The organism is Stenotrophomonas maltophilia (genome assembly GCF_006974125.1).
Taxonomy (GTDB): domain Bacteria; phylum Pseudomonadota; class Gammaproteobacteria; order Xanthomonadales; family Xanthomonadaceae; genus Stenotrophomonas; species Stenotrophomonas maltophilia_O.
Genome location: NZ_CP037858.1, coordinates 2074868 through 2100366, shown reverse-complemented (window position 1 = coordinate 2100366; position 25499 = coordinate 2074868). Strand labels below are relative to the sequence as shown.

30 protein-coding genes and 2 tRNA genes are annotated in these 25499 nt (G+C 66.7%); 18 read left to right on the top strand and 14 right to left on the bottom strand.

The window, feature by feature from the left end; genetic code table 11:
- Positions 1-2 precede the first annotated feature (2 nt).
- On the bottom strand, positions 3-554 hold the full coding sequence (locus tag EZ304_RS09570; RefSeq protein WP_142806889.1) for a hypothetical protein: 552 nt from the start codon (positions 552-554) through the stop codon (positions 3-5).
- 125 nt (positions 555-679) lie between these two features.
- Between EZ304_RS09570 and EZ304_RS09565 the strand changes: the two genes are divergently transcribed.
- On the top strand, positions 680-1291 hold the full coding sequence (locus EZ304_RS09565; RefSeq protein ID WP_142806888.1) for a hypothetical protein: 612 nt from the start codon (positions 680-682) through the stop codon (positions 1289-1291).
- Positions 1292-1364: 73 nt separating this feature from the next.
- Positions 1365-2324 (top strand): sodium:calcium antiporter, encoded by a 960-nt coding sequence (locus EZ304_RS09560; RefSeq protein WP_099554062.1) that lies wholly within the window; start codon positions 1365-1367, stop codon positions 2322-2324.
- 74 nt (positions 2325-2398) lie between these two features.
- Here the strand turns inward: EZ304_RS09560 and EZ304_RS09555 are convergent, their stop codons facing one another.
- The 8 genes from EZ304_RS09555 to EZ304_RS09520 all read right to left on the bottom strand — a co-directional run bounded on the left by EZ304_RS09555 (position 2399) and on the right by EZ304_RS09520 (position 10290).
- Positions 2399-2788 (bottom strand): Na+/H+ antiporter subunit G, encoded by a 390-nt coding sequence (locus tag EZ304_RS09555; RefSeq protein ID WP_099554064.1) that lies wholly within the window; start codon positions 2786-2788, stop codon positions 2399-2401.
- Positions 2785-3069, bottom strand: a complete 285-nt coding sequence (locus EZ304_RS09550; RefSeq protein WP_005411334.1) for a K+/H+ antiporter subunit F — start codon at positions 3067-3069, stop codon at positions 2785-2787. Before EZ304_RS09550 ends, EZ304_RS09555 begins: the two co-directional genes overlap by 4 nt.
- Entirely contained in the window at positions 3066-3572 is a 507-nt protein-coding gene (locus EZ304_RS09545) for a Na+/H+ antiporter subunit E (RefSeq protein WP_019338585.1), read from the bottom strand. Before EZ304_RS09545 ends, EZ304_RS09550 begins: the two co-directional genes overlap by 4 nt.
- Entirely contained in the window at positions 3569-5104 is a 1536-nt protein-coding gene (locus tag EZ304_RS09540) for a monovalent cation/H+ antiporter subunit D (protein WP_099554067.1), read from the bottom strand. Before EZ304_RS09540 ends, EZ304_RS09545 begins: the two co-directional genes overlap by 4 nt.
- Positions 5101-5493, bottom strand: coding sequence for a Na+/H+ antiporter subunit C (locus EZ304_RS09535; RefSeq protein WP_005419863.1), 393 nt, complete (start codon positions 5491-5493; stop codon positions 5101-5103). The genes EZ304_RS09540 and EZ304_RS09535 overlap by 4 nt, the downstream gene beginning before the upstream one ends.
- A complete protein-coding gene (locus EZ304_RS09530) occupies positions 5493-8324 on the bottom strand; it encodes a monovalent cation/H+ antiporter subunit A (protein WP_142806887.1) in 2832 nt (943 codons plus the stop codon). The genes EZ304_RS09535 and EZ304_RS09530 overlap by 1 nt, the downstream gene beginning before the upstream one ends.
- 333 nt (positions 8325-8657) lie before the next feature.
- Positions 8658-9143, bottom strand: coding sequence for a DUF962 domain-containing protein (locus EZ304_RS09525; protein ID WP_134528084.1), 486 nt, complete (start codon positions 9141-9143; stop codon positions 8658-8660).
- Positions 9144-9363: 220 nt separating this feature from the next.
- Complete coding sequence (locus EZ304_RS09520) at positions 9364-10290, bottom strand: phosphoribosylaminoimidazolesuccinocarboxamide synthase (protein WP_029379835.1); 927 nt, start codon at positions 10288-10290, stop codon at positions 9364-9366.
- A 141-nt stretch (positions 10291-10431) separates the two neighbouring features.
- Between EZ304_RS09520 and EZ304_RS09515 the strand changes: the two genes are divergently transcribed.
- The 10 genes from EZ304_RS09515 (at position 10432) to EZ304_RS09470 (ending at position 19032) form a co-directional block, all read left to right on the top strand.
- On the top strand, positions 10432-10761 hold the full coding sequence (locus tag EZ304_RS09515; protein ID WP_006399039.1) for a J domain-containing protein: 330 nt from the start codon (positions 10432-10434) through the stop codon (positions 10759-10761).
- A 57-nt stretch (positions 10762-10818) separates the two neighbouring features.
- On the top strand, positions 10819-11496 hold the full coding sequence (gene rpe / locus EZ304_RS09510; RefSeq protein WP_010482664.1) for a ribulose-phosphate 3-epimerase: 678 nt from the start codon (positions 10819-10821) through the stop codon (positions 11494-11496).
- Positions 11497-11508: 12 nt separating this feature from the next.
- Positions 11509-11991: a GNAT family N-acetyltransferase gene (locus tag EZ304_RS09505; protein WP_065178874.1), complete on the top strand. Its 483-nt coding sequence runs from the start codon at positions 11509-11511 to the stop codon at positions 11989-11991.
- A gap of 362 nt (positions 11992-12353) precedes the next feature.
- Positions 12354-13289: a lipid kinase YegS gene (yegS, locus tag EZ304_RS09500; RefSeq protein ID WP_099554073.1), complete on the top strand. Its 936-nt coding sequence runs from the start codon at positions 12354-12356 to the stop codon at positions 13287-13289.
- A 200-nt stretch (positions 13290-13489) separates the two neighbouring features.
- Positions 13490-14965 carry an anthranilate synthase component I gene (trpE, locus tag EZ304_RS09495; protein ID WP_142806886.1) on the top strand — a complete coding sequence of 492 codons (1476 nt, stop codon included), beginning with the start codon at positions 13490-13492 and terminating at the stop codon, positions 14963-14965.
- Positions 14966-15032: 67 nt separating this feature from the next.
- Positions 15033-15812: an SIMPL domain-containing protein gene (locus EZ304_RS09490; RefSeq protein WP_142806885.1), complete on the top strand. Its 780-nt coding sequence runs from the start codon at positions 15033-15035 to the stop codon at positions 15810-15812.
- 2 nt (positions 15813-15814) lie between these two features.
- Positions 15815-16402 (top strand): anthranilate synthase component II, encoded by a 588-nt coding sequence (locus EZ304_RS09485; RefSeq protein WP_010482655.1) that lies wholly within the window; start codon positions 15815-15817, stop codon positions 16400-16402.
- 16 nt (positions 16403-16418) lie between these two features.
- Positions 16419-17450, top strand: a complete 1032-nt coding sequence (gene trpD / locus EZ304_RS09480) for an anthranilate phosphoribosyltransferase (protein ID WP_099554079.1) — start codon at positions 16419-16421, stop codon at positions 17448-17450.
- A gap of 74 nt (positions 17451-17524) precedes the next feature.
- Entirely contained in the window at positions 17525-18319 is a 795-nt protein-coding gene (gene trpC / locus EZ304_RS09475; RefSeq protein ID WP_049426871.1) for an indole-3-glycerol phosphate synthase TrpC, read from the top strand.
- Positions 18316-19032, top strand: coding sequence for a haloacid dehalogenase-like hydrolase (locus tag EZ304_RS09470; protein ID WP_142806884.1), 717 nt, complete (start codon positions 18316-18318; stop codon positions 19030-19032). The genes trpC and EZ304_RS09470 overlap by 4 nt, the downstream gene beginning before the upstream one ends.
- 88 nt (positions 19033-19120) lie before the next feature.
- Here EZ304_RS09470 and EZ304_RS09465 read toward each other — a convergent pair whose 3' ends face one another.
- Together EZ304_RS09465 and crp are read right to left on the bottom strand one after the other, a co-directional pair.
- Entirely contained in the window at positions 19121-19882 is a 762-nt protein-coding gene (locus tag EZ304_RS09465; protein ID WP_054172646.1) for a sulfite exporter TauE/SafE family protein, read from the bottom strand.
- Positions 19883-19937: 55 nt separating this feature from the next.
- Positions 19938-20627, bottom strand: coding sequence for a cAMP-activated global transcriptional regulator CRP (gene crp / locus EZ304_RS09460; RefSeq protein ID WP_142808088.1), 690 nt, complete (start codon positions 20625-20627; stop codon positions 19938-19940).
- A gap of 149 nt (positions 20628-20776) precedes the next feature.
- Between crp and speD the strand changes: the two genes are divergently transcribed.
- Positions 20777-21571, top strand: coding sequence for an adenosylmethionine decarboxylase (gene speD, locus EZ304_RS09455; RefSeq protein ID WP_005411315.1), 795 nt, complete (start codon positions 20777-20779; stop codon positions 21569-21571).
- A gap of 168 nt (positions 21572-21739) precedes the next feature.
- The gene (locus EZ304_RS09450) at positions 21740-22060 is read left to right on the top strand and encodes a DMT family transporter (RefSeq protein WP_005411314.1); all 321 of its coding nucleotides are present in this window, start codon (positions 21740-21742) and stop codon (positions 22058-22060) included.
- Positions 22061-22183: 123 nt separating this feature from the next.
- Here EZ304_RS09450 and coq7 read toward each other — a convergent pair whose 3' ends face one another.
- Complete coding sequence (gene coq7 / locus EZ304_RS09445) at positions 22184-22828, bottom strand: 2-polyprenyl-3-methyl-6-methoxy-1,4-benzoquinone monooxygenase (protein ID WP_142806883.1); 645 nt, start codon at positions 22826-22828, stop codon at positions 22184-22186.
- Between the two features lie 197 nt (positions 22829-23025).
- Here coq7 and rplM point away from each other — a divergent pair, with 197 nt between their 5' ends.
- Both rplM and rpsI read left to right on the top strand, forming a co-directional pair.
- A complete protein-coding gene (gene rplM, locus EZ304_RS09440; RefSeq protein ID WP_005414692.1) occupies positions 23026-23454 on the top strand; it encodes a 50S ribosomal protein L13 in 429 nt (142 codons plus the stop codon).
- Positions 23455-23456: 2 nt separating this feature from the next.
- Positions 23457-23849 (top strand): 30S ribosomal protein S9, encoded by a 393-nt coding sequence (gene rpsI / locus EZ304_RS09435; protein ID WP_005411311.1) that lies wholly within the window; start codon positions 23457-23459, stop codon positions 23847-23849.
- A 282-nt stretch (positions 23850-24131) separates the two neighbouring features.
- Here the strand turns inward: rpsI and EZ304_RS09430 are convergent.
- Both EZ304_RS09430 and EZ304_RS09425 read right to left on the bottom strand, forming a co-directional pair.
- Positions 24132-24206: transfer RNA gene (locus tag EZ304_RS09430), tRNA-Gln, on the bottom strand.
- A 55-nt stretch (positions 24207-24261) separates the two neighbouring features.
- Positions 24262-24338: transfer RNA gene (locus EZ304_RS09425), tRNA-Met, on the bottom strand.
- A 121-nt stretch (positions 24339-24459) separates the two neighbouring features.
- On the opposite strand from EZ304_RS09425, the gene EZ304_RS09420 reads away from it, so the two are divergent.
- Positions 24460-25080, top strand: coding sequence for an RNA pyrophosphohydrolase (locus tag EZ304_RS09420; RefSeq protein WP_099554087.1), 621 nt, complete (start codon positions 24460-24462; stop codon positions 25078-25080).
- Positions 25081-25188: 108 nt separating this feature from the next.
- Positions 25189-25398, top strand: coding sequence for a (2Fe-2S)-binding protein (locus EZ304_RS09415; protein WP_019336609.1), 210 nt, complete (start codon positions 25189-25191; stop codon positions 25396-25398).
- The last annotated feature ends 101 nt before the right edge of the window (positions 25399-25499 follow it).

The window sequence follows — 25499 nt, the reverse complement described above, 5'->3', positions numbered from 1 at the left end:
CCCTAGATGGCTTCAGCAAAGGCACCGCAGTGTTTGGTGGGCAGCGCCTCCAGCAGGCGCTGCCGCACGCGCTGGCAATAACCTTCGGACGTCATGCCGGGCAATACCTGCAGCGCCGCCTGCAGCACCTTCACCACATCGTCTTCGGCGCGGGCCTGCTGCAGGTCGCGGAACAGCGCGGCCGCCTGCGGGTGGCGCTGCATTTCCAGGATGCCCAGCAGGTAGATGCGCGCGGACACCAGCGAACGGCGGCGCTCGACCGGCGCCGGTGCCGTGACGGGCGCAGGCACCGCAGGCGCGGGAGGGGGAGCGACACGCTGTGTCGTTTCCGGCATGGGAGGGGGCGCCGCTTCGGCCACCGGCCCGGTTTCCAGGTAGCCGCCCTGGATCAGCTGGATCACCATTGCCGGTGCTTCCTGGCCCATCAGCCCGGTCAGGTCGGCGATGCTGCGCTGGCCGTCGCACAGGATCAACAGCCGGCGCTGGCGCATGTCCAGCGGCGCGCGGTGGGCCTGCAGCGCGGTTCGGGCGAGATCGGTCTTGCGCGGTTGCATGGAAGGGACGGCCAGGTCGGTGCTCGCCGAGCCTGAACGAAGGCGATGAAACCGAGATGACAATGCAGCGCCTGCACACAGGATGGGCTAGCGTGCAGCCATCTTCGTGCCAGGGAACCGCACCGATGAAGCACCTTCCGCTTGCTGGTCTGTTGCTCCTTTCGCTCACCGCCTGCAACCGCACTGCCGAGGCACCCGCCGCGGTTGATGCGACTCCCGCACCCGCCGCTGCTGCTCCTGCTGTGCCTGCACCGGCAGCAGAACAGGGCCCGGCACGCCTGGACGGCTTCGCCGGCGCAAAGCTGGGCGCTGGCATCGCCGAGGTCCGCGCCGGCTTCGGCACGCCGTTGCAGGGGCTGGGCACCGATGCCAGTGGCAAGCCCCTGCCAGCCGACGACGGCAATGACGGCTGCTACTTCCTGCGCCCGCAGGATGCCGAGGATCCGCGCCTGATGATCGAGGCGCGCAAGCTGGTGCGTTACGACGTGCGCAGCGCTGCCATCACCGCGCCGGGCGGCGGCAAGGTCGGCATGACCCTGGGCGAGCTGCAGGTGCTGTACCCGGAGCGGGCTGACGTCGGCCCCGACAAGTACGACGAGAAGGCCCAGCACCTGCGCGTTCGCCCAGCGCAGGAGGGTGCTGCGGTGATCGACTTCGCGCTCGGTGCCGATGGCCGGGTCGGCGCTTGGCGGGTCGGTCGCACCCCACAGGTCGATTATGCGGAAGGCTGTGGCTGATTCTTGATCGAGGGCCCAGCCATGTACGCGGGCCAAGCGTAGAATCGCGCCACGACCGCTGGGGGAGTGCTCGATGATCGCCATTGCCATTGCCTGGTTCCTGCTCGGCCTGCTGCTGCTGGCGCTGGGTGGGGACTCCATCGTCAAGGCCGTGTCCGGCCTGGCCCAGCGCTTCGGGGCCAGCCCGTTCACCGCCGGCCTGCTGCTGCTTGGGGTGACCACCTCGTTGCCGGAACTGGCGGTCAACGCGCGCGCGCTGGCTGTCGGCCAGCCAGAGTTGGCACTCGGCAATGCGGTGGGCAGCAGCATCGTCAACCTGGGCCTGACCCTGGCCGTGGCGGCCATGGCTGCGCCCCTGCTGCTGCGCGCGCGCCTGCAGACGGTGTTGTGGTGGTCGCTGCTGGCGGCCGGCGTGTTGCTGATCCTGTTCGGTCTTGATGGCGGCCTGGCACGCTGGGAGGGCGGCGTACTGCTGGCCGGCTTCATCGTGGTGCAGGTGCTGCTGCTGCGCCGTGGTCGTAGCGAGAGCACCGAGGTGCAGGCGGCCATCGCCGAGTCCGCACTGAGCCGCACCAGTCTGCCGTTGAACGTGCTGCGGGTGCTGATCGCGGCGCTGGCCCTGTACTGGGGCGCACGCCTGGTGGTGGGGGCCGCGGCGGACTTCGGCGCAGCCCTGGGTTGGACGCCGCTGCTGGTCGGCCTGCTGCCGGTAGCGATCGGCACCGCGTTGCCGGAGGTGGCCACCGCCATTGCGGCCGCGCGCCGTGGTCATGGCGACATGGTGCTGGGTCACGTACTGGGTTCCAGCGTGGTCAACCTGTTGCTGGTGATCGGTGCGATGGCGGTGCTGCAGCCGCTGGCGCTACCGGCCTCGTTCGTGCGCCTGGAACTGCCGGCGCTGCTGGCCTTCGCGCTGGTGCTGTACCCGATGCTGCGTGGCGACCTGAAGATCAGCCGGGGCGAAGGCGTGATCCTGCTGGTCGCGTTTGTTGGCTGGTTCGTGCTGGAGCTGCTGCTGGTCGGCGCGGCATGAGGTAGTGCCGGCCGCTGGCCGGCAACCGCATTGCCTCTGACGGAACCCTTGCGATTGCCGGCCAGCGGCCGGCACTACCGGTTCTGCGTGGCCTCTTCTTCCCGCACCGGTTCCGGCGGAGGCATCTGTTCTTCGGCAACCGGCTCGTTGCCGGGCAGGCTGGGGCGCTTCTCCATCAGCAGCGACAGCGCGGCCTTGGCCATCATGTGCGCGCTGATCGGTGCGGTGATGAACAGGAACACGGTGATCAGCAGCTCGCGCGGCTGCGGGTCCTGGCCCAGGAAGATGTGGTAGCACACCGAACACACCAGTACGCAGCCCACGCCCAGCGTGCTGGCCTTGGTCGGTGCGTGCAGGCGCTTGAAGAAGGTGGACAGCTTCACCAGGCCCAGTGCGCCGACCAGGATGAAGAAGCAGCCGAACAGCAGCAGGATCGACAGGCCGATCTGGATCGCGGTGATCATTCGACGATGTCCCGGCGCAGCACGAACTTGCTCAGCACCACGGTGCTGCCGAAGCCGAGCATGGCGATGATCAGCGCCGCCTCGAAGTAGATCGGCGAGTTGAGGTACATGCCGAACAGCATCAGCTCGGCGATCGCGGTCACCGACAGGGTGTCCAGCGCGAGGATGCGGTCGGGCACGGTCGGCCCGCGCAGCAGGCGCCAGGTGGCCAGCAGCATGGCCAGGCCGACCACGTGCATGCACACCACCAGGGTGGTCTGGATGACTTCAAAACCGGTCATGGGAAGATCTCCATCAACGGCGCCTCGTAACGGCGCTTGATCGTATCGATCAGGTCCTGTGGGTCCTCCAGGTGCAGCACGTGCACCAGCAGGAACTTGCGGTCGTCGCTGAGCGCGGCCGAGACCGTGCCCGGGGTCAGGGTGATCATGCTGGTCAGCGCGGCGATGCCGTGGATGTTGGCGATGTCCAGCGGCAACCAGATGAAACCGGGGTGGATGTTCTTCTCCGGGCCGAGCACCTGGATGGCGACGCGGATGTTGGACATCAGGATGTCCCACAGGGTCACGCACAGCAGTTTCGGCAACGGACGCAGCGTGCCGATGCGCGCGAACTCGCGGTCCAGGCGCGCGGCAAACAGTGGCACCACCACGCCCAGTACCAGCCCCAGCACGATCTGGCCGAGGGTGAAGCTGTCGGACATCAGCAGCCAGAACGCCACCACCATGATGCTGAGCATCGGCGAGGGAATGACGCGGCGGAACAGGGAACGCTGGGCGGTCATGGCTGGCGGATCTCCGGCGTGGTCGCGCGCAACTGCTGCACGTACTCGCTGGGGTGCAGCAGCTGTGCGGCGGTGGCGTCGGTGTAGCGCATCAGCGGTGCAGCGGCCAGGGTCATGCCGATGCCGTAGGCCAGCAGGATGCAGGCCGCGTACAGCTCGACCCGGCGCAGGCGTGCCTTGCGCGGCTTCGGTGCATCGGCCTCGACAGGCGGCACGCGCCAGAACAGGCGGATACCGCCGCGGGTCAGGCCCATGATCACCAGCAGGCTGCTGACCAGTACCGCAGTCCAGACCGGGGCGGTGTACTGCGCCGGCATGCCGGCCAGCAGCGCGGCCTTGGCCAGGAAGCCGGACAGCGGCGGCAGGCCGGCCACCGACACCGCGCCGATCAGGAACAGCACCGCCGGCGTTTCCTTGCCCGGCATCGGCGCCACCACTTCCTTGCGGTCGCTGGCACCACCGCGTCGGCGGCGGATCAGGTCGGCAATCAGGAACAGCGCGGCGGCGACGAAGCTGCTGTGTGGCAGGTAGTACAGGCCGGCCGACAGCACCTGTGGCGTGCCCACCGAGAAGGCGATGAACAGCGTGGCTGCCGACACGATCACCAGGTAGGAGATCAGCACGCGCAGGCGGGTTGCGGCCAGCGCACCCAGGCCACCCAGCACCAGCGTTGCCACGCCGGCCCATAGCAGCCAGTCGCGGCCATAGCCGGCCATCGCGCCGGCATCGTCGCCGAACCACAGCATCTGGATGCGCAGCACCGAATACAGGCCGACCTTGGTCATGATCGCGAACAGCGCAGCCACGGCGGCCGGCGCGCGCGAATAGGCTTCCGGCAACCACAGGTACAGCGGCATCAGCGCCGCCTTGGCGCAGAACACCAGCAGCAACAGGCCCATTGTCGCCTTCACCAGCGTCAGCTGTGCCGGCGGCACCTCGGCGATGCGCTGCGACAGCTCGGCCATGTTCAGCGAACCCAGCGAGGCGTACAGCAGGCCCAGTGCGATCAGGAACAGGGTCGAGGCGGTGACGTTGAACACCACGTAGTGCAGGCCGATGCGCATGCGCAGGCCACGGCCACCACTGAGCAGCAGGCCGTAGGAGGCGATCAGCATCACCTCGAAGAACACGAACAGGTTGAAGATGTCGCCGGTCAGGAACGCACCGTTGAGGCCGACCAGCTGGAACTGGAACAGCGCGTGGAAGTGCGGTGCGCGGCGGTCCCAGCCCGAGCAAGCGTGCAGCAGGCAGGGAATGGCCAGCAGCAGGGTGGTCAGCAGCATCCACGCCGACAGCCGGTCGGCCACCAGCGCGATACCCAGCCGCGACGGCCAGTCGCCGAGCAGGTAGACGTTGATCTCACCACTGGCGGTGGTGGCAAACAGCAGGCCCACCGCCAGCGCCAGCGCCGACAGCGCGGTCCAGGCCACCGCGCGCTGCACCTTGGGGCCATAGCGACGGTGTTCGACGAACAGCGACAGTGCAGCACCCAGCAGCGGAATCAGGATCGGCAGGATCACCAGGTGGTTCATGCGCGGTCCTCGCCCTGGCGTGGCGGCACGCGCTCATCCTGCAGGTCGTCATCCGGCTCGTGGGCGTCCACATGGTCGCTGTGGTTGTCGCTGCGGCTGCGCATGGCCAGCACGATGCTCACCGCGGTCATCGCGAAGGCGATCACGATCGCGGTCAGCACCAGCGCCTGCGGCAGCGGGTCGGTGTAGTTGCCGAGGTGGCTGTCCACACCTTCCTGCAGCACCGGCGCCTTGCCCAGCACCACGCGGCCACCGGCGAAGATCAGCAGGTTGGTGGCGTAGGACAGGAAGGTCATGCCGAGGATCACATCGAAGCTGCGCGCACGCAGCAGCAGGTAGATGCCGATGGCGGTGAGCACGCCGATCGCGGTAGCCAGGGCCAGTTCCATCAGTGCATCTCCCCGGTGCGGGCCGAACGGCGTTGCAGGTCGATCTCACCCTTGCGGGCAGTGCGGGTACGCGACGGTTTGATCGTGCCCATCATCGACAGCATCAGCATGGCGCCGCCGAACACCACCAGGTAGACGCCGATGTCAAAACCAATCGCGCTGGCCAGCGGCACGTCGCCGATCAGCGGCAGGTGCAGGTCCAGGTGACCACTGGTCAGGAACGGTACGCCGAACAGCATCGAGGCACTGCCGCTGAGCAGGGCGATCAGCAGGCCCATGCCGATGCAGCGGATGTAGTCGAAGCCGAAGCGCGACTCCACCGAGGCGGTGCCCTGGATCACGTACTGGATCAGCAGCGGCACCGCCAGCACCAGGCCGGCGATGAAGCCACCACCGGGCGCGTTGTGGCCGCGCAGGAACAGGAAGATCGACACGGTCAGCGTCAGCGGGAACATGATCTGCGCCAGGTCGGCCGGTACCGGTAGCTTGATCGGCGGGCCGGGCATGATCTGTTCCGGCGCCATCCGCGTGCGCCGCAGCAGCGCATGCACCACCAGCGCAGCGATGCCGAACACGGTGATCTCGCCGAAGGTATCGAAGCCGCGGAAGTCGACCAGGATCACGTTGACCACGTTCTGGCCGTAGGCCTCGGGCAACGCACGGGCGAGCAGTTCGCCGGCCATGGTGTTCGGCGGCAGCGTCATTGCCGAATAGGCCAGCGCGCCGAGGCCGGCGCCGGCGATGATCGCGATCACCGCGTCGCGCCGCTTGCGCCAGCGCGGCCGCTCCGGCCCGGACTGCGCGGGCAGGTAGTTCATGCCCAGCAGCATCAGCACCAGGGTGACCATCTCTACCAGCAGCTGGGTCAGCGCCAGGTCGGGCGCGGACAGGAACACGAAGGTCAGTGCCACCATCAGGCCGACGCCACCGACCAGCAGCACTGCCAGCAGGCGCTGCTTGTAGACGCGCAGGGTGGCGACCGCACAGGCCATCATCACCAGCCACAGCGCCCAGCCCAGCAGCGGGATCGGCTGCGGCGCGGTCCAGTTCGGCGAGGCCGGGTTGGCCACGAACGGCGCGGCGGCAACTGCGATCGCCACCAGCACCAGGCCCAGCAGCATGCGCTGCAGGCTGCCATTGGCGATGCCGTTGGTCAGGCGCATGGCCAGCGCGGAAAGGGCATCCAGCTGCGCATGGAACACGTTGCGGCCGGTGGTGCGGGTTTCCACGCCGTGCAGGTTGATCAGCTTGCGCAGGCCGAAGTACAGCGCCACGCCGCCGACCACGCCGATCGCGCTCATCGCCAGCGGCAGATTGAAGCCGTGCCACACCGCCAGGCTGTACTCGGGCATGGCGTTGCCGAGGATCGAGGCGGCAGCGGCATGCAGCACCGGAGCTACCGTCAGTGCCGGTGCCACGCCCACTGCGATACAGATCACCACCAGCAGTTCCACCGGCACCTTCATCCAGCGCGGCGGCTCGTGCGGCACGCGGTCCAGGTCGTGCGGGCCGGAGCCGAAGAAGGTGTCGTGCACGAAGCGCAGGCTGTAGGCCACGCCGAACACGCCGGCCAGCAGCGCGGCGATCGACACCGCGGTGCGCATCGCACCCGGGCCGCCACCGGCGGTCAGCGCCTCGGCGAACAGCATTTCCTTGGACAGGAAGCCGTTGAGCAGTGGAATGCCGGCCATCGCCAGCGAGGCGATGATCGCCAGCGCGCTGGTGAACGGCATCAGCCTGCGCAGGCCACCCAGCTTGCGCATGTCACGGGTGCCGGTCTCGTGGTCGATGATGCCGGCCGCCATGAACAGCGAGGCCTTGAAGGTGGCGTGGTTGAGGATGTGGAACACGCCCGCCACCACCGCCATCGGCGTGGACAGGCCGAACAGCAGGGTGATCAGGCCCAGGTGCGAGATCGTCGAGTACGCCAGCAGGCCTTTCAGGTCGTGCTGGAAGATCGCATTCCAGGCACCGATCAGCAGGGTCAGCGCGCCGATGCCGCTGACCGTGTAGAAGAACAGGTCGCTGCCGGCCAGCGCCGGGTGCAGCCGCGCCAGCAGGAATACGCCGGCCTTCACCATGGTGGCCGAGTGCAGGTAGGCCGAGACCGGCGTCGGCGCTGCCATCGCGTGCGGCAGCCAGAAGTGGAACGGGAACTGCGCGCTCTTGGTGAAGATGCCGGCCAGCACCAGGAACAGTGCGTAGGGGTACAGCGCGCTGGCGCGGATCTGCTCACCGGCGGCCAGCACCACGTCCAGGTCGAAGCTGCCGACGATGCGGCCGATCAGCAGCACGCCACCGAGCAGGGCCAGGCCGCCGCCGCCGGTGATCACCAGCGCCATGCGTGCGCCTTCGCGGGCGTCCTGGCGGTGCGACCAGAAGCCGATCAGCAGGAACGAGCTGATGCTGGTCATTTCCCAGAAGATCATCAGCAACAGCAGGTTGCCCGACAGCACCATGCCCAGCATGGCGCCCATGAACAGCAGCAGGTAGCAGTAGAAGCGGTGCGCGTTGTCCTGCTGGCTCAGGTAGTAGCGCGCGTACAGCACCACCAGCGCGCCGATGCCCAGCACCAGCCCGGCGAACATCCACGCCAGCCCGTCCAGGCGCAGGGTGAAGTCCAGGCCGATCTGCGGCAGCCAGGGCACCAGGGTGCGGACCACCTGGCCATCGAGTACGGACGGGGTCAGCCAGCCGAGGATGGCCAGTCCGCCCAACGGCGCCAGCGCCGCCAGCCAGGCAGCAGTCGAGCGCGAACTACGGGGGAAGGCCGCAACAGCCGCTGCCATCAGGAACGGCAGGGCCAGCAGCAGGGGCAGGCTGGGGAGCATGCAGGGAATCCATGATTCACGAGCAGGTCAGGGAGAATAACAGGCCGCGAAATGTCGCCGAAACCCATCGAACAGCGATCAATTGCATGTAACGTTCGCTGATTCATTTTTTCTGCGGTGCAGCATCGCGTTCCTGCAGTCCCTCCCCGGTTGCCCTCGGGGGACACCCTACGCCCACGCAGGGAGACCGCAGGCCCTGTCGCACAGGGGCTGCCGTCGACGGGCGGGACGTGGGGAGCGAGTCACCGGCGCAGGCTGGCAGGGCCGTCGTGGAGTGCGGGTGACGGAATCTGCCCGTTCAGGAAACGATGGGCGCCGCCGGGCATGGGCAGGTCAGTAGCGCCAGTCGAGCTTTCGGTAGAACTTGGCCATCACCCAGGCCGGGCCGATCAGCAGGTAGGTCAGGTCGGTCAGGAAGCTGGGCTTGCGGCCCTCGAACTTGTGGCCGATGAACTGTGCGATCCAGGCCACCACGAACACGCCCACCGCCACCCAGCGCAGGGCCTGCAGGCCGATCTCGGCCTCCAGCAGGCGGCACAGGCAGCCGAACACGAAGAACTGGATGAGCATGCCGATGCCCAGCGGGCGCGACAGCTTGTTGTAGAAGCACCAGGCGCTGAACATCGCGAACGCCGACCAGATGCCGTACTGGAACCAGGTGATCAGCGGCGGCAGGCACCACAGCAGGGCCACCACCGACCACAGGATCGCCGGCACCGCCACCACGTGGATGCGCTGGTTGATCACATTGCGGTGGTCGTCGGAGTAGCTGGCGAAATAGCGGTCGATCGGCCGCGCAAGCTCGGTGGATGTCTGCATGCTGCGTTGCTTCCTCGGACAACGGTAGTGCCGGCCGCTGGCCGGCAATCCAGAGCATAGCCGAGTTCGCGAGGTTGCCGGCCAGCGGCCGGCACTACCCGGGGCAACCGGCAGCAGAGCCAGGCCATGCCTGGCTGCAGGCATGCCGAAGTTGCCGGCCAGCGGCCGGCACGCCCCTTTCAGAACGCCCCCGGCCTTTCCGGCGGGGGGCGCAGGGGGATCAGTCGACGCTGATCCCGGCCAGGCGCTGCAGCGCCTCGGCGTACTTGGCGCGGGTGCGCTCGATGATTTCGGCCGGAATGGTCGGGCCCGGGGCGGTCTTGCCCCAGTCCAGCGTCTCCAGGTAATCGCGCACGAACTGCTTGTCGTAGCTCGGCGGGCTGGTGCCCACTTCGTACTCGTCGGCCGGCCAGTAACGCGAGGAATCCGGCGTCAGCATCTCGTCCATGATGTACAGGCGGCCATCGGCGTCGGTACCGAACTCGAACTTGGTATCAGCCAGGATGATGCCGCGCTCGCGCGCGTAATCGGCGGCGAACTTGTAGATGCGCAGGGTGGCGTCGCGCACGCGCTCGGCCAGGTCGGCGCCGACCTGCTTCACCATCGCATCGAAATCGATGTTCTCGTCATGGTCGCCCACGGCGGCCTTGGTCGAGGGGGTGAAGATCGGTTCGGGCAGCTGCTCGGCCTGGCGCAGGCCATCGGGCAGGTCGATGCCGCTGACCTTGCCGGTGCGCTGGTAGTCCTTCCACCCGCTGCCGATCAGGTAGCCGCGGGCGATCGCTTCCACCGGCACCGGCTTCAGCTTGCGGGTGACCACCGCGCGCTTGGCGTACAGGGCCGGGTCCACGCCCTCGGGCAGCACGCTGGCCACGTCGATGCCGGTCAGGTGGTTGGGCATCAGGTGCGCGGTCTTGGCGAACCAGAAGTTGGAGACCTGGCAGAGCATCTCGCCCTTGCCCGGAATCGGGTCGGGCAGCACCACATCGAATGCCGACAGGCGATCGGTGGCGACCATCAACAGGTAGTCGCCCGGCGGGGTCCCTGCGGGCAGCCGCTCGCGCGGGATATCGAACACATCACGCACCTTGCCGCGATGGCGCAAGGGCAGGCCGGGGAGATCGGATTGCAACAGCGTGGTTGGCACGGGCACTCCTGGGGCGTTGTCGATACGGCTGCCCAACGGACCCGGCGGGCCCGCTGACCAGCGGGCGGCCTAGTGTAAAGCCGTCCGGGCCCGCTGTGACGTAAAATGAGCGTCCATTTCGTCGGTCGACCCCGGAGCGCCATGCGCTGGTACGGAAAACTGCTCGGATTCATCGCCGGCGCCCTGCTGTTCCGGCCCAATCCGCTGTTTGGCGCGGTGATTGGCCTGCTGATCGGCCATGCCTTCGATTCGGACTGGTTCCGCCTGAACAAGGAGAACCCGTACCGGGAGCTGGGGCTGACCTCCGAGGCCACCGATGCCGAGGTCGAGCGCGCCTACCGCAAGCTGATCTCGCAGTACCACCCCGACAAGCTTGGCGGCGCCGCCCCCGAGCTGCAGCAGCAGGCCGAGCAGAAGTCGCGGCGGATCAATGCCGCCTACGATCGCATCAAGACCCTGCGCAAGCGCTGACCCCACCGTCCCGCCTGCGGGCGGGAAACCCCTTTCCCCGTTCCGAAGGCCCCGGCCATGTCCAATTGCCTCATCGCCCCCTCCATCCTGTCCGCCAACTTTGCCCGCCTCGGCGAGGAAGTCGACAACGTCCTCGCTGCCGGTGCGGACTGGGTCCACTTCGACGTGATGGACAACCACTACGTGCCGAACCTGACCATCGGCCCGATGGTCTGCCAGGCGCTGCGCAAGCACGGCGTGACCGCGCCGATCGACGTGCACCTGATGGTCGAGCCGGTGGACCGCATCATCCCGGACTTCGCCGAGGCCGGTGCCACCTACATCAGCTTCCACCCGGAGGCGAGCCGCCACGTGCACCGCACCATCCAGCTGATCCGCTCGCTGGGCTGCAAGCCGGGCATCGTGCTCAATCCGGCCACCCCGGTGGACATCCTCGACTGGGTGCTGGATGACCTGGACCTGGTGCTGCTGATGTCGGTCAACCCGGGCTTCGGCGGCCAGGCCTTCATTCCCTCGGCGCTGGACAAGCTGCGCGTGGTGCGCAAGATGATCGACGCCAGCGGCAAGGACATCCGCCTGGAGATCGATGGCGGCGTGAAGGCCGACAACATCGGTGAGATCGCTGCTGCCGGCGCCGATACATTCGTCGCCGGTTCGGCCATCTTCAATGCCAAGACCAGCTACCAGGACGTGATCGCGCAGATGCGCGCGAACGTCGCTGCGGCGCGGGGCTGAGCTATGAGCACGGTGGCCGTGTTGAACATCCGCCCGGCCACCGTCGCCGATGCGGGACTGATCCTGCATTTCATCCGCGAACTGGCCATCTACGAGAAGGCCGAGCATTCGGTGCAGACCGATGAGATCGGCATCGCCGAGAGCCTGTTCGGTGCCGATGCCACGGCGCGCGCGCTGATCTGCGAAGCCGACGGCGAGGCCATCGGCTACGCCGTGTATTTCTACAACTACTCCACGTGGCTGGGCCGCAAGGGCATCTACCTGGAAGATCTGTACGTGAGCCAGGAAAAGCGTGGGGCAGGCGCCGGCAAGGCGCTGCTGAAGTACATCGCCCGCCAGGCCGTGGCCGAGGGCTGCGGCAGGTTCGAATGGTCGGTGCTGGACTGGAATACCCCGGCCATCGAGTTCTATACCGCCGCCGGTGCCAAGCCGCAGGACGAGTGGACCGTGTACCGGCTGCAGGGCCAGGCATTGCACGATTTCGCCAACGGCTGAGGCGAGGTGCATCCACGCATGGCGTGGATCTGCCAACCGGGAGGGTGCGAACCGCAACCTGGTGGGTGCGAACCTTGGTTCGCACTCCCTGCACACCCCCCAAAAAAAAGCCACGCCAATCACTGGCGTGGCCTCGCTGCATGCGTGGGAGGCTGATCCTGCCTCCATCCGTCGTCCCTGCTATGGACTTCCATTCTCCGGGCCGGCAATGACATCTGCATGACATGACGGTTGCGGCACCGCGTCGGCTCCCCTGCATCATCATCCACGCATGGCGTGGATCTACTGCTTCCAAGCGTTGGCGTTCACTGGCAGCGAACGCGCGATTGCTAGCCTGTGCCACCCTGTCCCGGAAGTACCGCATGGCCACACCGCGCTGGCGCCTGATCCTCAACGGCAAATCCGCAGGCAATGACGAACTGCGCGATGCGGTCGGCCATTGGCGCGGGCAGGGCGTGCAGCTGGAAGTGCGGGTGACCTGGGAAGACGGCGACGCCGAACGTTATGTGGCCGAGGCGATCGAGCATGGCGTGGAGGTGATCGTCGCCGCAGGCGGCGATGGCACGCTCAGCGCGGTCGCGGAAACGCTGGCGCATCGCGAGGAACCGGCCGATGCGCTGCCCTCGCTGGCGCTGATCCCGATGGGGACCGCCAACGATTTCGCCACGTCGGCAGGCATTCCGACTGGACCGAAGGATGCCTTCGCGTTGATCGGGCAGACCGCGCCGCGTGCCATCGATCTGCTGCGCGTGGACGCCGATGGCACGCCGTGGTGGTGCGCCAATCTCGCCAGCGGTGGCTTCGGCACGCAGGTGACGGTGGAGACCGATGCTGGCCTGAAAAAGATGCTGGGCGGGCTGGCCTATGTGATCACCGGCATTGCCAAGCTCGGCCGCATCGAGCCGATCAACGCGCGCCTGTCCGGCCCGGATTTCGCCTGGGAAGGCGACTTCATCGCGCTCGGCATCGGCAACGGTCGCCAGGCCGGTGGCGGCCAGCAACTGTGTCCGCAGGCACTCATCGATGATGGACTGCTGGATGTGACGGTGCTTCCGGAGCTGGAAGGCGAAGTCACCGCCACCCTTGGCCAGATGCTGAAGTCCGGCACCCAGGCTGCGCTGGAACAACTGGCCACGCGTGCACGGCTGCCGTGGTTGCAGATCGAATCGCAGCGACCGCTGACGCTCAACCTGGACGGTGAACCGGTGCAGGCCCAGCTGTTCCGCATCGAGTGCGTGCCGGGCCGGGTGCGCATGCACCTGCCGGCCGGTTGCCCGCTGCTGGGCGGGCAGGGGTAGAGCCATCGGTCCCCGCGGCCAGCCCGGCCGTGCCGTGGTTCAGTTTCCCAGGGTTCCCCTCCCGCCGATCCTGCGATACAGTCAAGGGGTGTCCAGCCTGACGACCCCGCATACCCTTTCTTCCGCACGCCGTTGGTGGCGATGGTGGCCCGTTGCCGTCGTCCGCCCCCATAACGCTGTGTCCCGGAAGGAAAGTCGTCTTGAACTCGCACGCTCAGTTTCAGCAGCAGGCCGCTGAAGGCCACACCCATATTCCCGTCGTCCGCGAAGTGCTGTCCGACCTGGACACGCCGCTTTCGGTCTATCTGAAGCTCGCCGACGGCCCCAATACCTACCTGTTTGAATCCGTCGAAGGCGGCGAGCGCTTTGGTCGTTACTCGATCATCGGCCTGCCGGCGCGCCGCGTGTACGCCTTCCACGGCCACACGCTGACCGTGCGCGAAGACGGCCAGGTGGTGGAAACCCGCGAGGTGGCCGACCCGTTCGCCGAGGTCGAGGCGCTGCGCAGCGCCCACTCGGTGCCGAAGCTGGATGGCCTGCCGGGCTTCACCGGTGGCCTGGTCGGTTGGTTCGGCTTCGAGTGCATCGGCTACATCGAACCGCGCCTGGCCCCGCCGGCCGGACGCGATGAGCTGGGCACGCCGGACATCCTGCTGCTGGACTCCAACGAGCTGGCGGTGTTCGACAACCTCAAGGGCCGGCTGTACCTGATCGTGCACGCCGACCCGCGCGTCGAAGGCGCGTTCGAGCAGGCCCAGGCGCGCCTGGATGCACTGACCGCGAGGCTGCGTGCACCGGGCGCCGGCTATCCGGCGCCGCTCAACAGCGACGTGCTGGATGAATCCGATTTCGTCTCCGGTTTCACCCGCGAAGGCTTCGTCGATGCGGTCCAGCGCAGCAAGGAATACATCCGCGCCGGCGACATCTTCCAGGTGGTGCTGAGCCAGCGCCTGAGCGTGCCGTTCAAGGCGCGTCCGGTGGATGTGTACCGTGCGCTGCGTGCATTGAATCCGTCGCCTTACATGTATTTCCTTGATGTCGGCGACCTGCAGGTGGTCGGCTCGTCGCCGGAAATCCTGGTGCGTCTGCAGGATGGCGAAGTCACGGTGCGCCCGATCGCCGGCACCCGCCCACGCGGCGCCACCGTCGAGCAGGACCTGGCGCTGGAAGCCGAGCTGCTGGCAGACCCGAAGGAACGCGCCGAGCACCTGATGCTGATCGACCTTGGCCGCAACGACGCCGGCCGCGTGTCCAGGGCCGGCACCGTGGAAGTGGGCGAGCAGTTCGTGATCGAGCGCTACAGCCACGTCATGCACATCGTCAGCGAAGTGACCGGGCAGCTGCAGCCGGGCCTGAGCTATGCCGACGTGCTGCGTGCCACGTTCCCGGCCGGCACGGTCAGCGGTGCGCCGAAGATCCGCGCGCTGGAAGTGATCCGCGAGCTGGAACCGATCAAGCGCAATGTCTACGCCGGCAGCATCGGTTACATCGGCTGGCATGGCGATGCCGATACCGCGATCGCGATCCGCACCGCGGTGATCAAGGACGGCCGCCTGTACGTGCAGGCCGGCGCCGGCATCGTCTACGACTCGGACCCGGACAAGGAATGGGACGAGACGATGAACAAGGGCCGCGCGCTGTTCCGCGCCGTCGCCCAGGCCGCCAAGGGCCTGTAAGCCTGCCTCGCCACGGCCGCTGCGCCGTGGTCGTTCCGCTGTTCCCGTTCAAGACAAGGAGTACCGCATGAAGCTGCTGAGCGCATTGCTGTGGTCGTCACTGCTGGCCACGATGGCCCCGTCTGCGTGGGCGCAGGCCAATACCATTCCTTCGCAGCCGCACCTGCTGGTGAAGGGCGAGGCGCGCCGCGTGGTGATGCCGGACCGGTTCGGCCTGCAGTTGAACATCGAAGAGACCGACATGGATGCCGACGCTGCGCGCCGCCGCGTGCAGGGCAACGTTGCCCGCGTACTGGCACTGTTCAAGCAGCACAAGGCGGTGGAAGGCAGCGTGCGCGCGGACAACCTGCGGATTGGTCCTGCGACGCGCTATGAACAGAACCGGCAGGTCTTCATCGGCACCCGCGTGTCACGCCAACTGCGCGCCAGCTTCGCCAGCGTCCAGCAGATGCAGGACGTGCTGGGGGCGCTGAAGGCCAATGAGAACGTGCAGGTCAGCAGCGTGGCTCCGACGTACTCGGGTGAAGTGGCACTGCGCCGCGAGCTCAAGGGCGAGGCGGCAGCCCAGACCCGCGACTCCGCGCAGGGCCTGGCCAAGGCCTACGGCACCCAGCTGCGCGGTCTGTACAGCATTTCCGACGTGGCGCCGAACTTCGCCTATGGCATCCAGGCGGGCAGTTGGCCCAGCAGTGGGGACCTGGTGACGCCGCCCTCGCCGCCCGCGCCCGAGGCACCGATGAACAGCATCGAGACCACGGGCTCCCGCCTGCGCGAGTCGATGGAAGCCGGCCCCATCACCTACACCGAAAACGTATACGCCATTTTCCTGATAAGCGACGGGACCTGACCATGTTGTGGATGATCGACAACTACGACAGCTTCACCTACAACCTCGTGCAGTACCTGCAGACGCTGGGCGCCGAGGTGAAGGTGGTGCGCAACGATGCGATGAGCGTGGACGAGATCGCCGCGCAGAAGCCCGAGCGCATCGTCATCTCGCCCGGCCCGTGCACGCCCAACGAAGCGGGCGTGTCGCTGGAGCTGATCGAGCGCCTGGGCCCGACCACGCCGATCCTCGGCGTGTGCCTGGGCCACCAGGGCATCGGCCAGGTCTACGGCGGCACCGTGATCCGTGCTGGCAACATCATGCACGGCAAGACCTCGCCCATCCGCCATGAAGGCAAGGGCGTGTTCGCCGGCCTGCCGGACCGTTACCAGGCCACCCGCTACCACTCGCTGGTGGTGGACAAGCACAGCCTGCCCGATGTGCTGGAAGTGACCGCCTGGACCGAGAACGAGGACGGCTCGATCGAAGAGATCATGGGCCTGCGCCACCGCCAGTTCCCGGTGGAAGGCGTGCAGTTCCATCCCGAATCCATCCTCACCGAACACGGCCACGCCCTGCTGCGCAATTTCCTGCAGCGTCCGGCGGCCTGATCCAAGGAGCATTCCCATGAGCTTCTCCCCCCAGGAAGCCCTGCAGCGCACCATCGAACACCGCGAAATCTTCTTCGACGAAATGGTCGACCTGATGCGGCAGATCATGCGTGGCGACGTGTCGCCGATGATGACCGCCGCCATCCTCACCGGCCTGCGTGTGAAGAAGGAAACCATCGACGAGATCGCCGCTGCGGCCACGGTCATGCGTGAATTCGCGCTGGCCGTGCCGGTGGCCGATACCACCCACCTGGTCGACATCGTCGGCACCGGGGGCGATGGCTCGCACACCTTCAACATCTCCACCTGTGCGATGTTCGTCGCCGCTGCGGCCGGTGCGCGCGTGGCCAAGCACGGCAACCGCAGCGTGTCGTCCAAGTCCGGCAGCGCCGATGCGGTGGAAGCGCTGGGCGCGGCCATCGAGCTGCAGCCGGCCCAGGTGGCCGCCGCGATCGAACAAACCGGTATCGGCTTCATGTTCGCGCCCATCCACCATCCGTCGATGAAGGTGGTCGCGCCGGTCCGCCGTGAGATGGGCGTGCGCACCATCTTCAACATCCTCGGCCCGCTGACCAACCCGGCCAGCGCGCCGTCGGTGCTGATGGGCGTGTTCCACCCCGATTTAGTGGGTATCCAGGCACGCGTGCTGCGCGAGTTGGGCACCGAGCGCGCCATGGTGGTCTGGGGCCGCGACAACATGGACGAGATCTCGCTGGGCGCCGGCACCCTGGTCGGCGAACTGCGCGACGGCAAGGTGCGTGAGTACGAGATCCACCCGGAAGACTTCGGCATCGCCATGTCGGCCAGCCGCAACCTGCGCGTGGACGGACCGGAGCAGTCCATCCAGATGCTGCGTGCCGTGCTGGACAACGAGCCCGGCCCGGCGCTGGACATCGTGGCGCTGAATGCCGGCGCCGCGCTGTACGTGGCCGGGGTGGCCAGCGACATCGGCGACGGCCTGGCCCGTGCCCGTGCCGCCATCGCCAACGGCAGTGCCCGCCAGCGCCTGCAGCAGTATGTTGAGACCACCCGCGCGCTGGTTGCCTGAGCGCGCGGTTCAGCCTGATCCCCTTGATGGCCGATAATGGCCGTCCTCACCGCCCCCGCACCGAACCGAAGACGATGAGCGACATCCTGCAGACGATCCTGGCCCGCAAGGCCGAAGAAGTGGCCCAGCGCCGCGCCCAGCGCCCGCTCGAGGAGCTGCAGGCCGCCCTGGCCAGTGCCCCGCCGGTACGTGGCTTCGTGCGCGCGCTGCAGGCGGCGGTGGCCAACGGCGACCCGGCGGTGATTGCCGAGGTGAAGAAGGCCAGCCCCTCCAAGGGTGTGATCCGCCCGGATTTCCGCCCCGCCGACATCGCCGTCAGCTATGAGTTCGGCGGCGCCAGCTGCCTGTCGGTGCTGACCGACGTGGACTTCTTCCAGGGCGCCGACGCCTACCTGCAGCAGGCCCGCGAGGCCTGCACGCTGCCGGTGCTGCGCAAGGACTTCGTGATCGACGCCTACCAGGTGTACGAGGCGCGCGTGCTGGGCGCCGACTGCATCCTGCTGATCGTCGCTGCACTGGACGACACCCAGCTGGCCACGCTGTCCGAACTGGCGCTGTCGCTGGGCATGGACGTGCTGGTGGAGGTGCATGACATCGACGAACTGGAGCGTGCGCTGCAGGTGCCGGCGCCGATGATCGGCATCAACAACCGCAACCTGCGCACCTTCGAGGTGTCGCTGCAGACCACGCTGGACATGCAGAAGGCGGTGCCGCGTGATCGACTGCTGGTGACCGAGAGCGGCATCCTCGGCCCGCAGGACGTGGCGCTGATGCGCGATGCCGGCATCCATGCGTTCCTGGTCGGCGAGGCCTTCATGCGCGTGGAAGAGCCGGGCGAGGGCCTGCGTCAGCTATTCTTCGCGGCATGACAACGCACTATCCGACGCCGCGCGACGATGCGCCGCTGGTGGTCTTCGATTTCGACCACACCCTCTACGACGGCGATTCGGGCACCCATCTGTTCGCCTCGCTGATCAAGCGCAACCCGTTGCGCATGCTGGCCGCGCTGCTGGTCACGCCGATCGCCGGGCCGATGGTGGCGCTGCTGCCGACCCGTCGTGCCGGTATTTCGGTCTATGTGTGGATCGGCAGCTTCGGCCTGCACCGTGCGCGTGATTTCAACAAGGTCATCGACGCCTATGTGCTGCGCAACGAGGCACAGATGCGCGCCAAGCTGCTGCCGCAGGCGCTGGAGGTGTTCGCCGCGCACCGGGCCAAGGGTGACCGCGTGGTGGTGGCCACCGGCGCGCCGCCGGAGCTGGCACGGGCGATCCTGGCCTTCGTGGCCCACCAGGACGTACCGGTGATCGGCACCGAGGTTGGTCCGCGGCTGGGCGGCGTCGGCCCGACCCGCCACTGCCACAACGAAGAGAAGATGCGCATGCTGCGCGAGCGCGGCTACGGCGACATCGACATCGCCTACTCCGACAGCACCGCCGACCTGCCGCTGCTGCTGGCAGCCAAGGCGCCAGTGGTGGTGAACCCGAAGCGCTCCAAGGTGGATTTCTTCCGCAGCGTGCTGCCGGCCGGCACCCGCATCCTCAACTGGGGCTGCGTGGACCGCGGTGGCGACAAGGCCTGATCCCGCCGCACGGTGATGGATCTGCCGGCCAGCGGCCGGCACTACCCCTTCTCCGTCCCGGTAGTGCCGGCCGCTGGCCGGCAAACGCTCAGCGGTACAGGTGCCCGTACACCGCATGGCCGATCTGGAACAGGCTGATCCCCAGTACCAGCACGCCAACGGCCACCAGCACCCAGCGCTCCTTCACCCGCTTGACCAGAATTGCCGCCACCGGCGCGGCCATCATGCCGCCGATCAGCAGGCCGGCGACGATCTGCAGGTGCTGCACGCCCATCGACAGCAGGAACGTGGCCGAGATGGTCAGGGTGACGATGAACTCGGCCGCGTTGACCGTACCGATGGTGGTGCGTGCCTGGCCGCCGCGGGCGAGCAGGGTGGAGGTGGCCACCGGCCCCCAGCCGCCGCCGCCGCTGGCGTCCAGCAGGCCGGCAAAGAAGCCCAGCACCGGTACCCGGCGGATTTCGCCCTTGGGCATCCAGCGCCCCGCAGCGCGGGCCAGGATGATGATCGCCAGTACCAGCAGGTACAGGTAGATCAGTGGCCGGATGATGTCGCCGGGGATCTGGGTGAGCACGTAGGCGCCCACGGCGCCCCCCACCGCACCGGGCAGGGCCAGGCGCAGGAACAGGCGTTTATCGACATTTCCGGCTGCAAGGTGCGACACGCCCGACGCGCCCGTGGTGAACACTTCAGCGGTGTGGATGCTGGCGCTGACCTGCGCCGGGGGCAGGCCCATGCTCAACATCACCGACGAGGACACCAGGCCGAAGGCCATGCCCAAAGCGCCGTCCACCAGCTGTGCGCCCAGGCCGATGAGGATGAACCACCAGAATTCGCTGCTCAGTTCCATGCAACGAGCCTAGCGCGCGAAGGAGTGCGGACCAAGGTCCGCACCCACCGGGTGCTCAACGGGTGCCGTACAGCACCACGGTCTTGCCACGTGCATGCAGCAGGCCGTCGGTCTGCAGCTTCTTCAGCACGTGGCCAGCCATTTCGCGCGAGCAGCCGACCAGGCGGGCCAGTTCCTGGCGCGACACGCGCAGCTGGCTGCCCTGCGGATGGCTCATCGCTTCCGGTTCCTGTGCCAGATCGTGCAGTGTGCGCACGATTCGATCGGTAACGTCCAGGAATGCCAGGCGACTGGCCTTGCGGCTGGTATCGAGCAGGCGCTTGGAGATCTGCTGGCCCAGCGCATACAGCAGGCGCGGGGCGTCGGCCGACAGCGGGCCGAGGAACAGCTGGTGCAGGCGCTCGTAGCTGATTTCAGCCAGTTCGCAGGCGGTACGGGTCCGCAGGATCACCTCGCGGCGGTCCGATTCGACGAACAGGCCCATTTCGCCAACGAACTCGCCGGCACCGAAGTAGCCCAGCACAAGCTCGCGATCGTCATCTTCCTCGGCCATGATCGAAACCGAGCCGCTGACAACGTAATACAGGGTTCCCGCCGGGTCACCGGGTCGGAAGACGTCGGTACGGGTGGGATATCGCCGCCGGTGGCTGTGCGCCAGGAAACGATCGATGGTGGCGATATCCAAGGCCAGTGGACTGCTAGCTAGGCGCACGGTTGACACGATAGGGGCGCTCCCTCTGCGCATGAACGGATTCACGGGGTCGATAGCGGAGCTTAACCAGCGCAATTGTTAAGGGCAAACAGTGTGCCAGAACTCTTGCGTCTTCACGTTCCCCCCGGGGGCAGTTTGCCCCATAATTCCCCCTTTCCCTTCTTACACAGGAATCGACCGCCGTGGTCAAGCCGTTGCCTCGCCTGAGGCTGCAGGGTTTCAACAACCTCACCAAGGCGCTGAGCTTCAACATCTATGACGTGTGTTACGCGCGCACCGAAGAGGAGCGTCAGCGTTACATTGAATACATCGATGAAGAGTACAACGCCGACAGGCTGACTCAAATCTTGACCGATGTCGCCGAGATCATCGGCGCCAACATCCTGAACGTGGCCCGCCAGGACTACGACCCGCAGGGTGCCTCGGTGACCATCCTGATCTCCGAAGAGCCGGTGATCGACAAGAAGCTGGCCGGCAAGGAGCTGATCTCCGACGCCGTGGTCGCGCACATGGACAAGAGCCACATCACTGTCCACACCTACCCGGAAACCCATCCGCAGGAAGGTATCGCGACGTTCCGCGCGGATATCGACGTGGCCACCTGTGGCGTCATTTCCCCGCTGAAGGCCCTGAACTACCTGATCGAGAGCCTTGAGTCGGACATCGTGATCATGGACTACCGCGTCCGTGGCTTCACCCGCGACGTGAAGGGCAAGAAGCACTTCATCGACCACAAGATCAACTCGATCCAGAACTTCCTGGCCAAGAACATCAAGTCGCGTTACGAGATGTTCGACGTCAACGTCTACCAGGAAAACATCTTCCACACGAAGATGCACCTGAAGGACTTCGACCTGGACCAGTACCTGTTCGAGGAAAAGGCCAAGAACCTGTCGTTCAAGGAACGCATGAAGATCGAAGCGCTGCTCAAGCGCGAGATCGAAGAGCTGTTCCACGGCCGGAACCTGTCCGAGTAAGACCCATGTGCGATGCCCGCAGGCATCGCCACCCAGGCGGGACGACCCGCCCCGTGGAACCAGTGCCTGGCACGCGTTACAGTTCCACGGTGATGTACCGATCCACGGCCCGGTGTGAAAACACCGGGCCGTTTCGTTTTTCTCAAAAAAGGTAAGGAGCCCCCACCCATGCCCTGGATCTACCTGCTGCTGGCCGGCCTGTTCGAGATCGGTTTCGCCCTCGGAATGAAGTACTCCGAAGGTTTCAGCAAACCCCTGCCCACCGCTGCTACGGTGGTATCCGCGCTGATCAGCCTGTACCTGATGAGCCAGGCGATGAAGAGCATTCCGGTCGGTACGGCCTACGCGATCTGGACCGGTATCGGCGCCATGGGCGTTGCGGTGCTGGGCATCTACCTGTTCAACGACAGCGCGTCACCGGCCCGCCTGGCCTGCGTGGGCCTGATCGTGGCCGGCGTGATCGGCCTGAAGCTGGTCTCGCCGAACTAAGGTGGCCCGGCCAACGGTCGGGCCCCACCGTCTGATTCGGTAGTGCCGGCCGCTGGCCGGCAACCTCCTGATCTTCAGCAGTACCTGCGTGGTTGCCGGCCAGCGGCCGGCACTACCTGGCGGTCACAGCCGGTAGGCGATGGTCTTCATGACCTTGGAAGCCAGCGCCATCGCCCCCGGGATCGGGAACGGCAGGCGGCGTGCGCCGGCCTGCTCGGCGTGGTCCGCATGGCGGGCTTCGTCTTCCTTCATCACCGCGATGACCGCGCGGCTGCGCAGGTCGCCGGGCGGCAGGTCGACCAGGTGCTCGTCCAGGCGGGCTTCCACCTGACGCTCGGTTTCCACCACGAAGCCCAGGTTCCAGCCGTCGCCGCGCAGCCCGGCCAGGGTGCCGATGGTGTAGCTGCCGGCGTACCACAGCGGGTTGAACAGGCTCGGACGGCTGTCCAGCTCACCCAGCCGGGTGGCACACCAGGCCAGATGGTCGGTTTCTTCCTGCGCCGCTTCCAGCAGGTGTTCGCGCGTGGCGGGGTCGCGGGCCACGGCGGCCTGGCCGAAATACAGGCCCTGCGCGCAGACCTCGCCGACGTGGTTGATCCGCATCAGGCCTGCGGCATGGCGCCGCTCGGCGCTGTCCATGCCCGGTTCGTCGGTGCCCGTGGCGGGGTAGGGGCGGGCCGCCGGCGGATTGCCGAACACTGTGTCCAGGGCGCGCTGCGCCTCGGTCAGCAGGTGGTCCAGCGGAGTGGTCTGGCGGAGCACGGTCATGGCAGTACGCGGTGGGACGGAAGACCCCCGATTCTCGCCCGGCCCCGCGCCCCTGCCAACCCGGCGCAGGGCGCGGGTTGCGCATCCCGGGCAAGGTGAGTACAATCCCGCCTCTTACGCTTCACCTTTTCACAACGCGTGGCAGAGTTCCGGCGAGCCTTTCGCCGCAATGAGCCCGACCTAACCTAGAGTTCTTCATGAGCACTTTCACTGCCAAGAACGAGACCGTCCAGCGCGACTGGTACCTCGTCGACGCCGAGGGCAAGACCCTGGGCCGTCTCGCCACCGAGCTGGCCCGCCGTCTGCGCGGCAAGCACAAGCCGGTCTACACCCCGCACGTTGATACCGGCGACTACCTGGTCGTCATCAATGCAGAAAAGATTGCCGTCACCGGCAAGAAGCTGCAGGACAAGATGTATCACCGTTTCACCGGCTACATCGGCAACCTGAAGACCGAGTCCCTGGCCCAGGCGCTGGAGCGCCACCCGGAGCGCGTGATCGAGATCGCCGTGAAGGGCATGCTGCCGAAGGGCCCGCTGGGTCGCCAGATGTACCGCAAGCTCAAGGTCTACGCCGGCACTGAGCATCCGCACGCCGCACAGCAGCCGCAGGTTCTGGATATCTAATCATGGCTATCACTCAAAACTACGGCACTGGCCGCCGCAAGTCCTCCACCGCTCGCGTGTTCCTGCGCAAGGGTTCGGGCAACATCACCGTCAATGGCCGTCCGCTGGACGAGTTCTTCGGTCGTGAGACCGCGCGCATGATCGTGCGCCAGCCGCTCGAGCTGACCAAGAACACCGAAAGCTTCGACATCCTGGTCACCGCCGCTGGCGGCGGCACCACCGGCCAGGCCGGTGCGATCCGTCTGGGCATCGCCCGTGCTCTGGTCGAGTACGACGAAACCCTGAAGTCCGAGCTGCGCAAGGCTGGCTTCATGACCCGTGACGCCCGTGAAGTCGAGCGTAAGAAGGTCGGTCTGCACAAGGCCCGCCGCGCCACCCAGTTCTCCAAGCGCTGATTTACCGCGCCTGGTTGGGCTCCTTCGGGAGCCCGCTGGTTGGAAAAGCAAAAGCCCGGCTTCGGCCGGGCTTTTGTCGTTTCGGGGTCGTGCATGTCCTAGTTGCCGGCCAGCGGCCGGCACTCCCCGTCTTTCTGCATGTCCGACCCCGGGGTTCTCTCTGGAGAGGAGCCCCCTTGATGTTCAAGGGCGCGCGCCGACAGGCGCGGGGATAAGGTGGAATGCGTGACCAAATTAAAAGCAAAAGGCCAGATCTTTCGATCTGGCCTTTTGCTTTTAATTTGGCTGCCCCGGATGGATTCGAACCACCGAATGCCTGAGTCAGAGTCAGGTGCCTTACCGCTTGGCGACGGGGCAAAACGTGCAACGATTTTCTCACTTTTCACGCTGAAAAACAACTTGATTTTCAGTGTGGTGGCTATGGGTGGACTCGAACCACCGACCCCAGCATTATGAGTGCTGTGCTCTAACCGGCTGAGCTACATAGCCTTGGTGAGCCCGCTATTCTGCGGATGTGTATCGTCCCTGTCAACACTTTTGTGTCGTGCTTGTGGGCCGACAGAGGGCATGGGATAGTCCCGGCCAGTAGATTTTCTTAGGAGTCCGCATCGTGATCGATCCGGACGGCTATCGACCGAACGTCGGCATCGTGCTGATGCGGCAGGACGGCCAGGTGTTCTGGGCACGACGTGTGCGCCGGGATGGCTGGCAGTTCCCGCAGGGTGGCATGAACACCGACGAGACGCCTGTCGAGGCCATGTATCGTGAACTGCAGGAAGAGACCGGCCTGCTGCCTGAGCATGTGGAAGTGCTCGGGGCGACGCCCGGCTGGCTGCGCTACAAGCTGCCGGCGCGGGCCATCCGCCGCAACGAGCGGCAGGTCTGCATCGGCCAGAAGCAGGTCTGGTTCCTGCTGCGCCTGACCGGCGACGAATCCCACGTGAAGCTGGACCACACCGACTCGCCCGAGTTCGACCACTGGCGCTGGGTGGACTTCTGGTACCCGGTGGAGCACGTGGTGATGTTCAAGCGTGGCGTCTATGCGCGTGCGTTGCGACATCTGGCGCCGCTGGCGCGCGGGGTGGCCGGGCAGGGGGTTACCGCCATGCCCAAGAGCGCCGCCGAGGCCTGGATGCCGGGCCATACCGCCGGGCACGAGCGCCCGCGCAAGCGCCCGCGGACCCGCGGCTACTGGCCGAAGAAGGCCACCGGCGATGGCCCGGCCAGCTGACGGGCTGAACGGTATCGAGAATGGTTCAGGTCTCTGATTGACAACCATTCTCGTTTCCATTGGAATAGCCAACAGGCCGCCTCTGGCCTGTCAGCCCGGTCCACGCCTGTGTACGTCTGCATCTGCAACGGAGTCACCGACCACCAGATCCGCGAAGCCGCCAGCAATGGCGTCAGCACGGTGGCCGAACTGACCATGCGTACCGGCTGTGGTGCCACCTGCGGTTCCTGCCTGGACATGGCCGGCGACCTGCTGGCCAAGGCGCGTGCCACCCACGATCTGCCGCTGCCGGTATTGGGCCTGGCCCAGGTCGCCTGATCGTCTCTTCGCGGCGTATTGACGCCGCGCTTTCGCATCCTTCACATGTGGCCGCACAGGCCAATGCGCACGATTCGCGTTCCTTCACGACCGCACGCAAG

Bases quoted from the DNA above. Each gene is read 5' to 3' on its own strand.
- EZ304_RS09485 (WP_010482655.1), top strand. From the start codon at position 15,815: ATGTTGTGGATGATCGACAACTACGACAGCTTCACCTACAACCTCGTG.
- trpD (WP_099554079.1), top strand. From the start codon at position 16,419: ATGAGCTTCTCCCCCCAGGAAGCCCTGCAGCGCACCATCGAACACCGC.
- EZ304_RS09450 (WP_005411314.1), top strand. From the start codon at position 21,740: ATGCCCTGGATCTACCTGCTGCTGGCCGGCCTGTTCGAGATCGGTTTC.
- EZ304_RS09470 (WP_142806884.1), top strand. From the start codon at position 18,316: ATGACAACGCACTATCCGACGCCGCGCGACGATGCGCCGCTGGTGGTC.
- rplM (WP_005414692.1), top strand. From the start codon at position 23,026: ATGAGCACTTTCACTGCCAAGAACGAGACCGTCCAGCGCGACTGGTAC.
- EZ304_RS09535 (WP_005419863.1), bottom strand. From the start codon at position 5,493: ATGGAACTGGCCCTGGCTACCGCGATCGGCGTGCTCACCGCCATCGGC.
- EZ304_RS09525 (WP_134528084.1), bottom strand. From the start codon at position 9,143: ATGCAGACATCCACCGAGCTTGCGCGGCCGATCGACCGCTATTTCGCC.
- EZ304_RS09550 (WP_005411334.1), bottom strand. From the start codon at position 3,069: ATGACCGGTTTTGAAGTCATCCAGACCACCCTGGTGGTGTGCATGCAC.
- yegS (WP_099554073.1), top strand. From the start codon at position 12,354: ATGGCCACACCGCGCTGGCGCCTGATCCTCAACGGCAAATCCGCAGGC.
- EZ304_RS09465 (WP_054172646.1), bottom strand. From the start codon at position 19,882: ATGGAACTGAGCAGCGAATTCTGGTGGTTCATCCTCATCGGCCTGGGC.
- EZ304_RS09555 (WP_099554064.1), bottom strand. From the start codon at position 2,788: ATGATCACCGCGATCCAGATCGGCCTGTCGATCCTGCTGCTGTTCGGC.
- rpe (WP_010482664.1), top strand. From the start codon at position 10,819: ATGTCCAATTGCCTCATCGCCCCCTCCATCCTGTCCGCCAACTTTGCC.
- rpsI (WP_005411311.1), top strand. From the start codon at position 23,457: ATGGCTATCACTCAAAACTACGGCACTGGCCGCCGCAAGTCCTCCACC.
- EZ304_RS09545 (WP_019338585.1), bottom strand. From the start codon at position 3,572: ATGACCGCCCAGCGTTCCCTGTTCCGCCGCGTCATTCCCTCGCCGATG.
- crp (WP_142808088.1), bottom strand. From the start codon at position 20,627: ATGCGCAGAGGGAGCGCCCCTATCGTGTCAACCGTGCGCCTAGCTAGC.
- EZ304_RS09540 (WP_099554067.1), bottom strand. From the start codon at position 5,104: ATGAACCACCTGGTGATCCTGCCGATCCTGATTCCGCTGCTGGGTGCT.
- EZ304_RS09490 (WP_142806885.1), top strand. From the start codon at position 15,033: ATGAAGCTGCTGAGCGCATTGCTGTGGTCGTCACTGCTGGCCACGATG.
- EZ304_RS09565 (WP_142806888.1), top strand. From the start codon at position 680: ATGAAGCACCTTCCGCTTGCTGGTCTGTTGCTCCTTTCGCTCACCGCC.
- EZ304_RS09515 (WP_006399039.1), top strand. From the start codon at position 10,432: ATGCGCTGGTACGGAAAACTGCTCGGATTCATCGCCGGCGCCCTGCTG.
- EZ304_RS09530 (WP_142806887.1), bottom strand. From the start codon at position 8,324: ATGCTCCCCAGCCTGCCCCTGCTGCTGGCCCTGCCGTTCCTGATGGCA.
- EZ304_RS09570 (WP_142806889.1), bottom strand. From the start codon at position 554: ATGCAACCGCGCAAGACCGATCTCGCCCGAACCGCGCTGCAGGCCCAC.
- trpC (WP_049426871.1), top strand. From the start codon at position 17,525: ATGAGCGACATCCTGCAGACGATCCTGGCCCGCAAGGCCGAAGAAGTG.
- coq7 (WP_142806883.1), bottom strand. From the start codon at position 22,828: ATGACCGTGCTCCGCCAGACCACTCCGCTGGACCACCTGCTGACCGAG.
- EZ304_RS09560 (WP_099554062.1), top strand. From the start codon at position 1,365: ATGATCGCCATTGCCATTGCCTGGTTCCTGCTCGGCCTGCTGCTGCTG.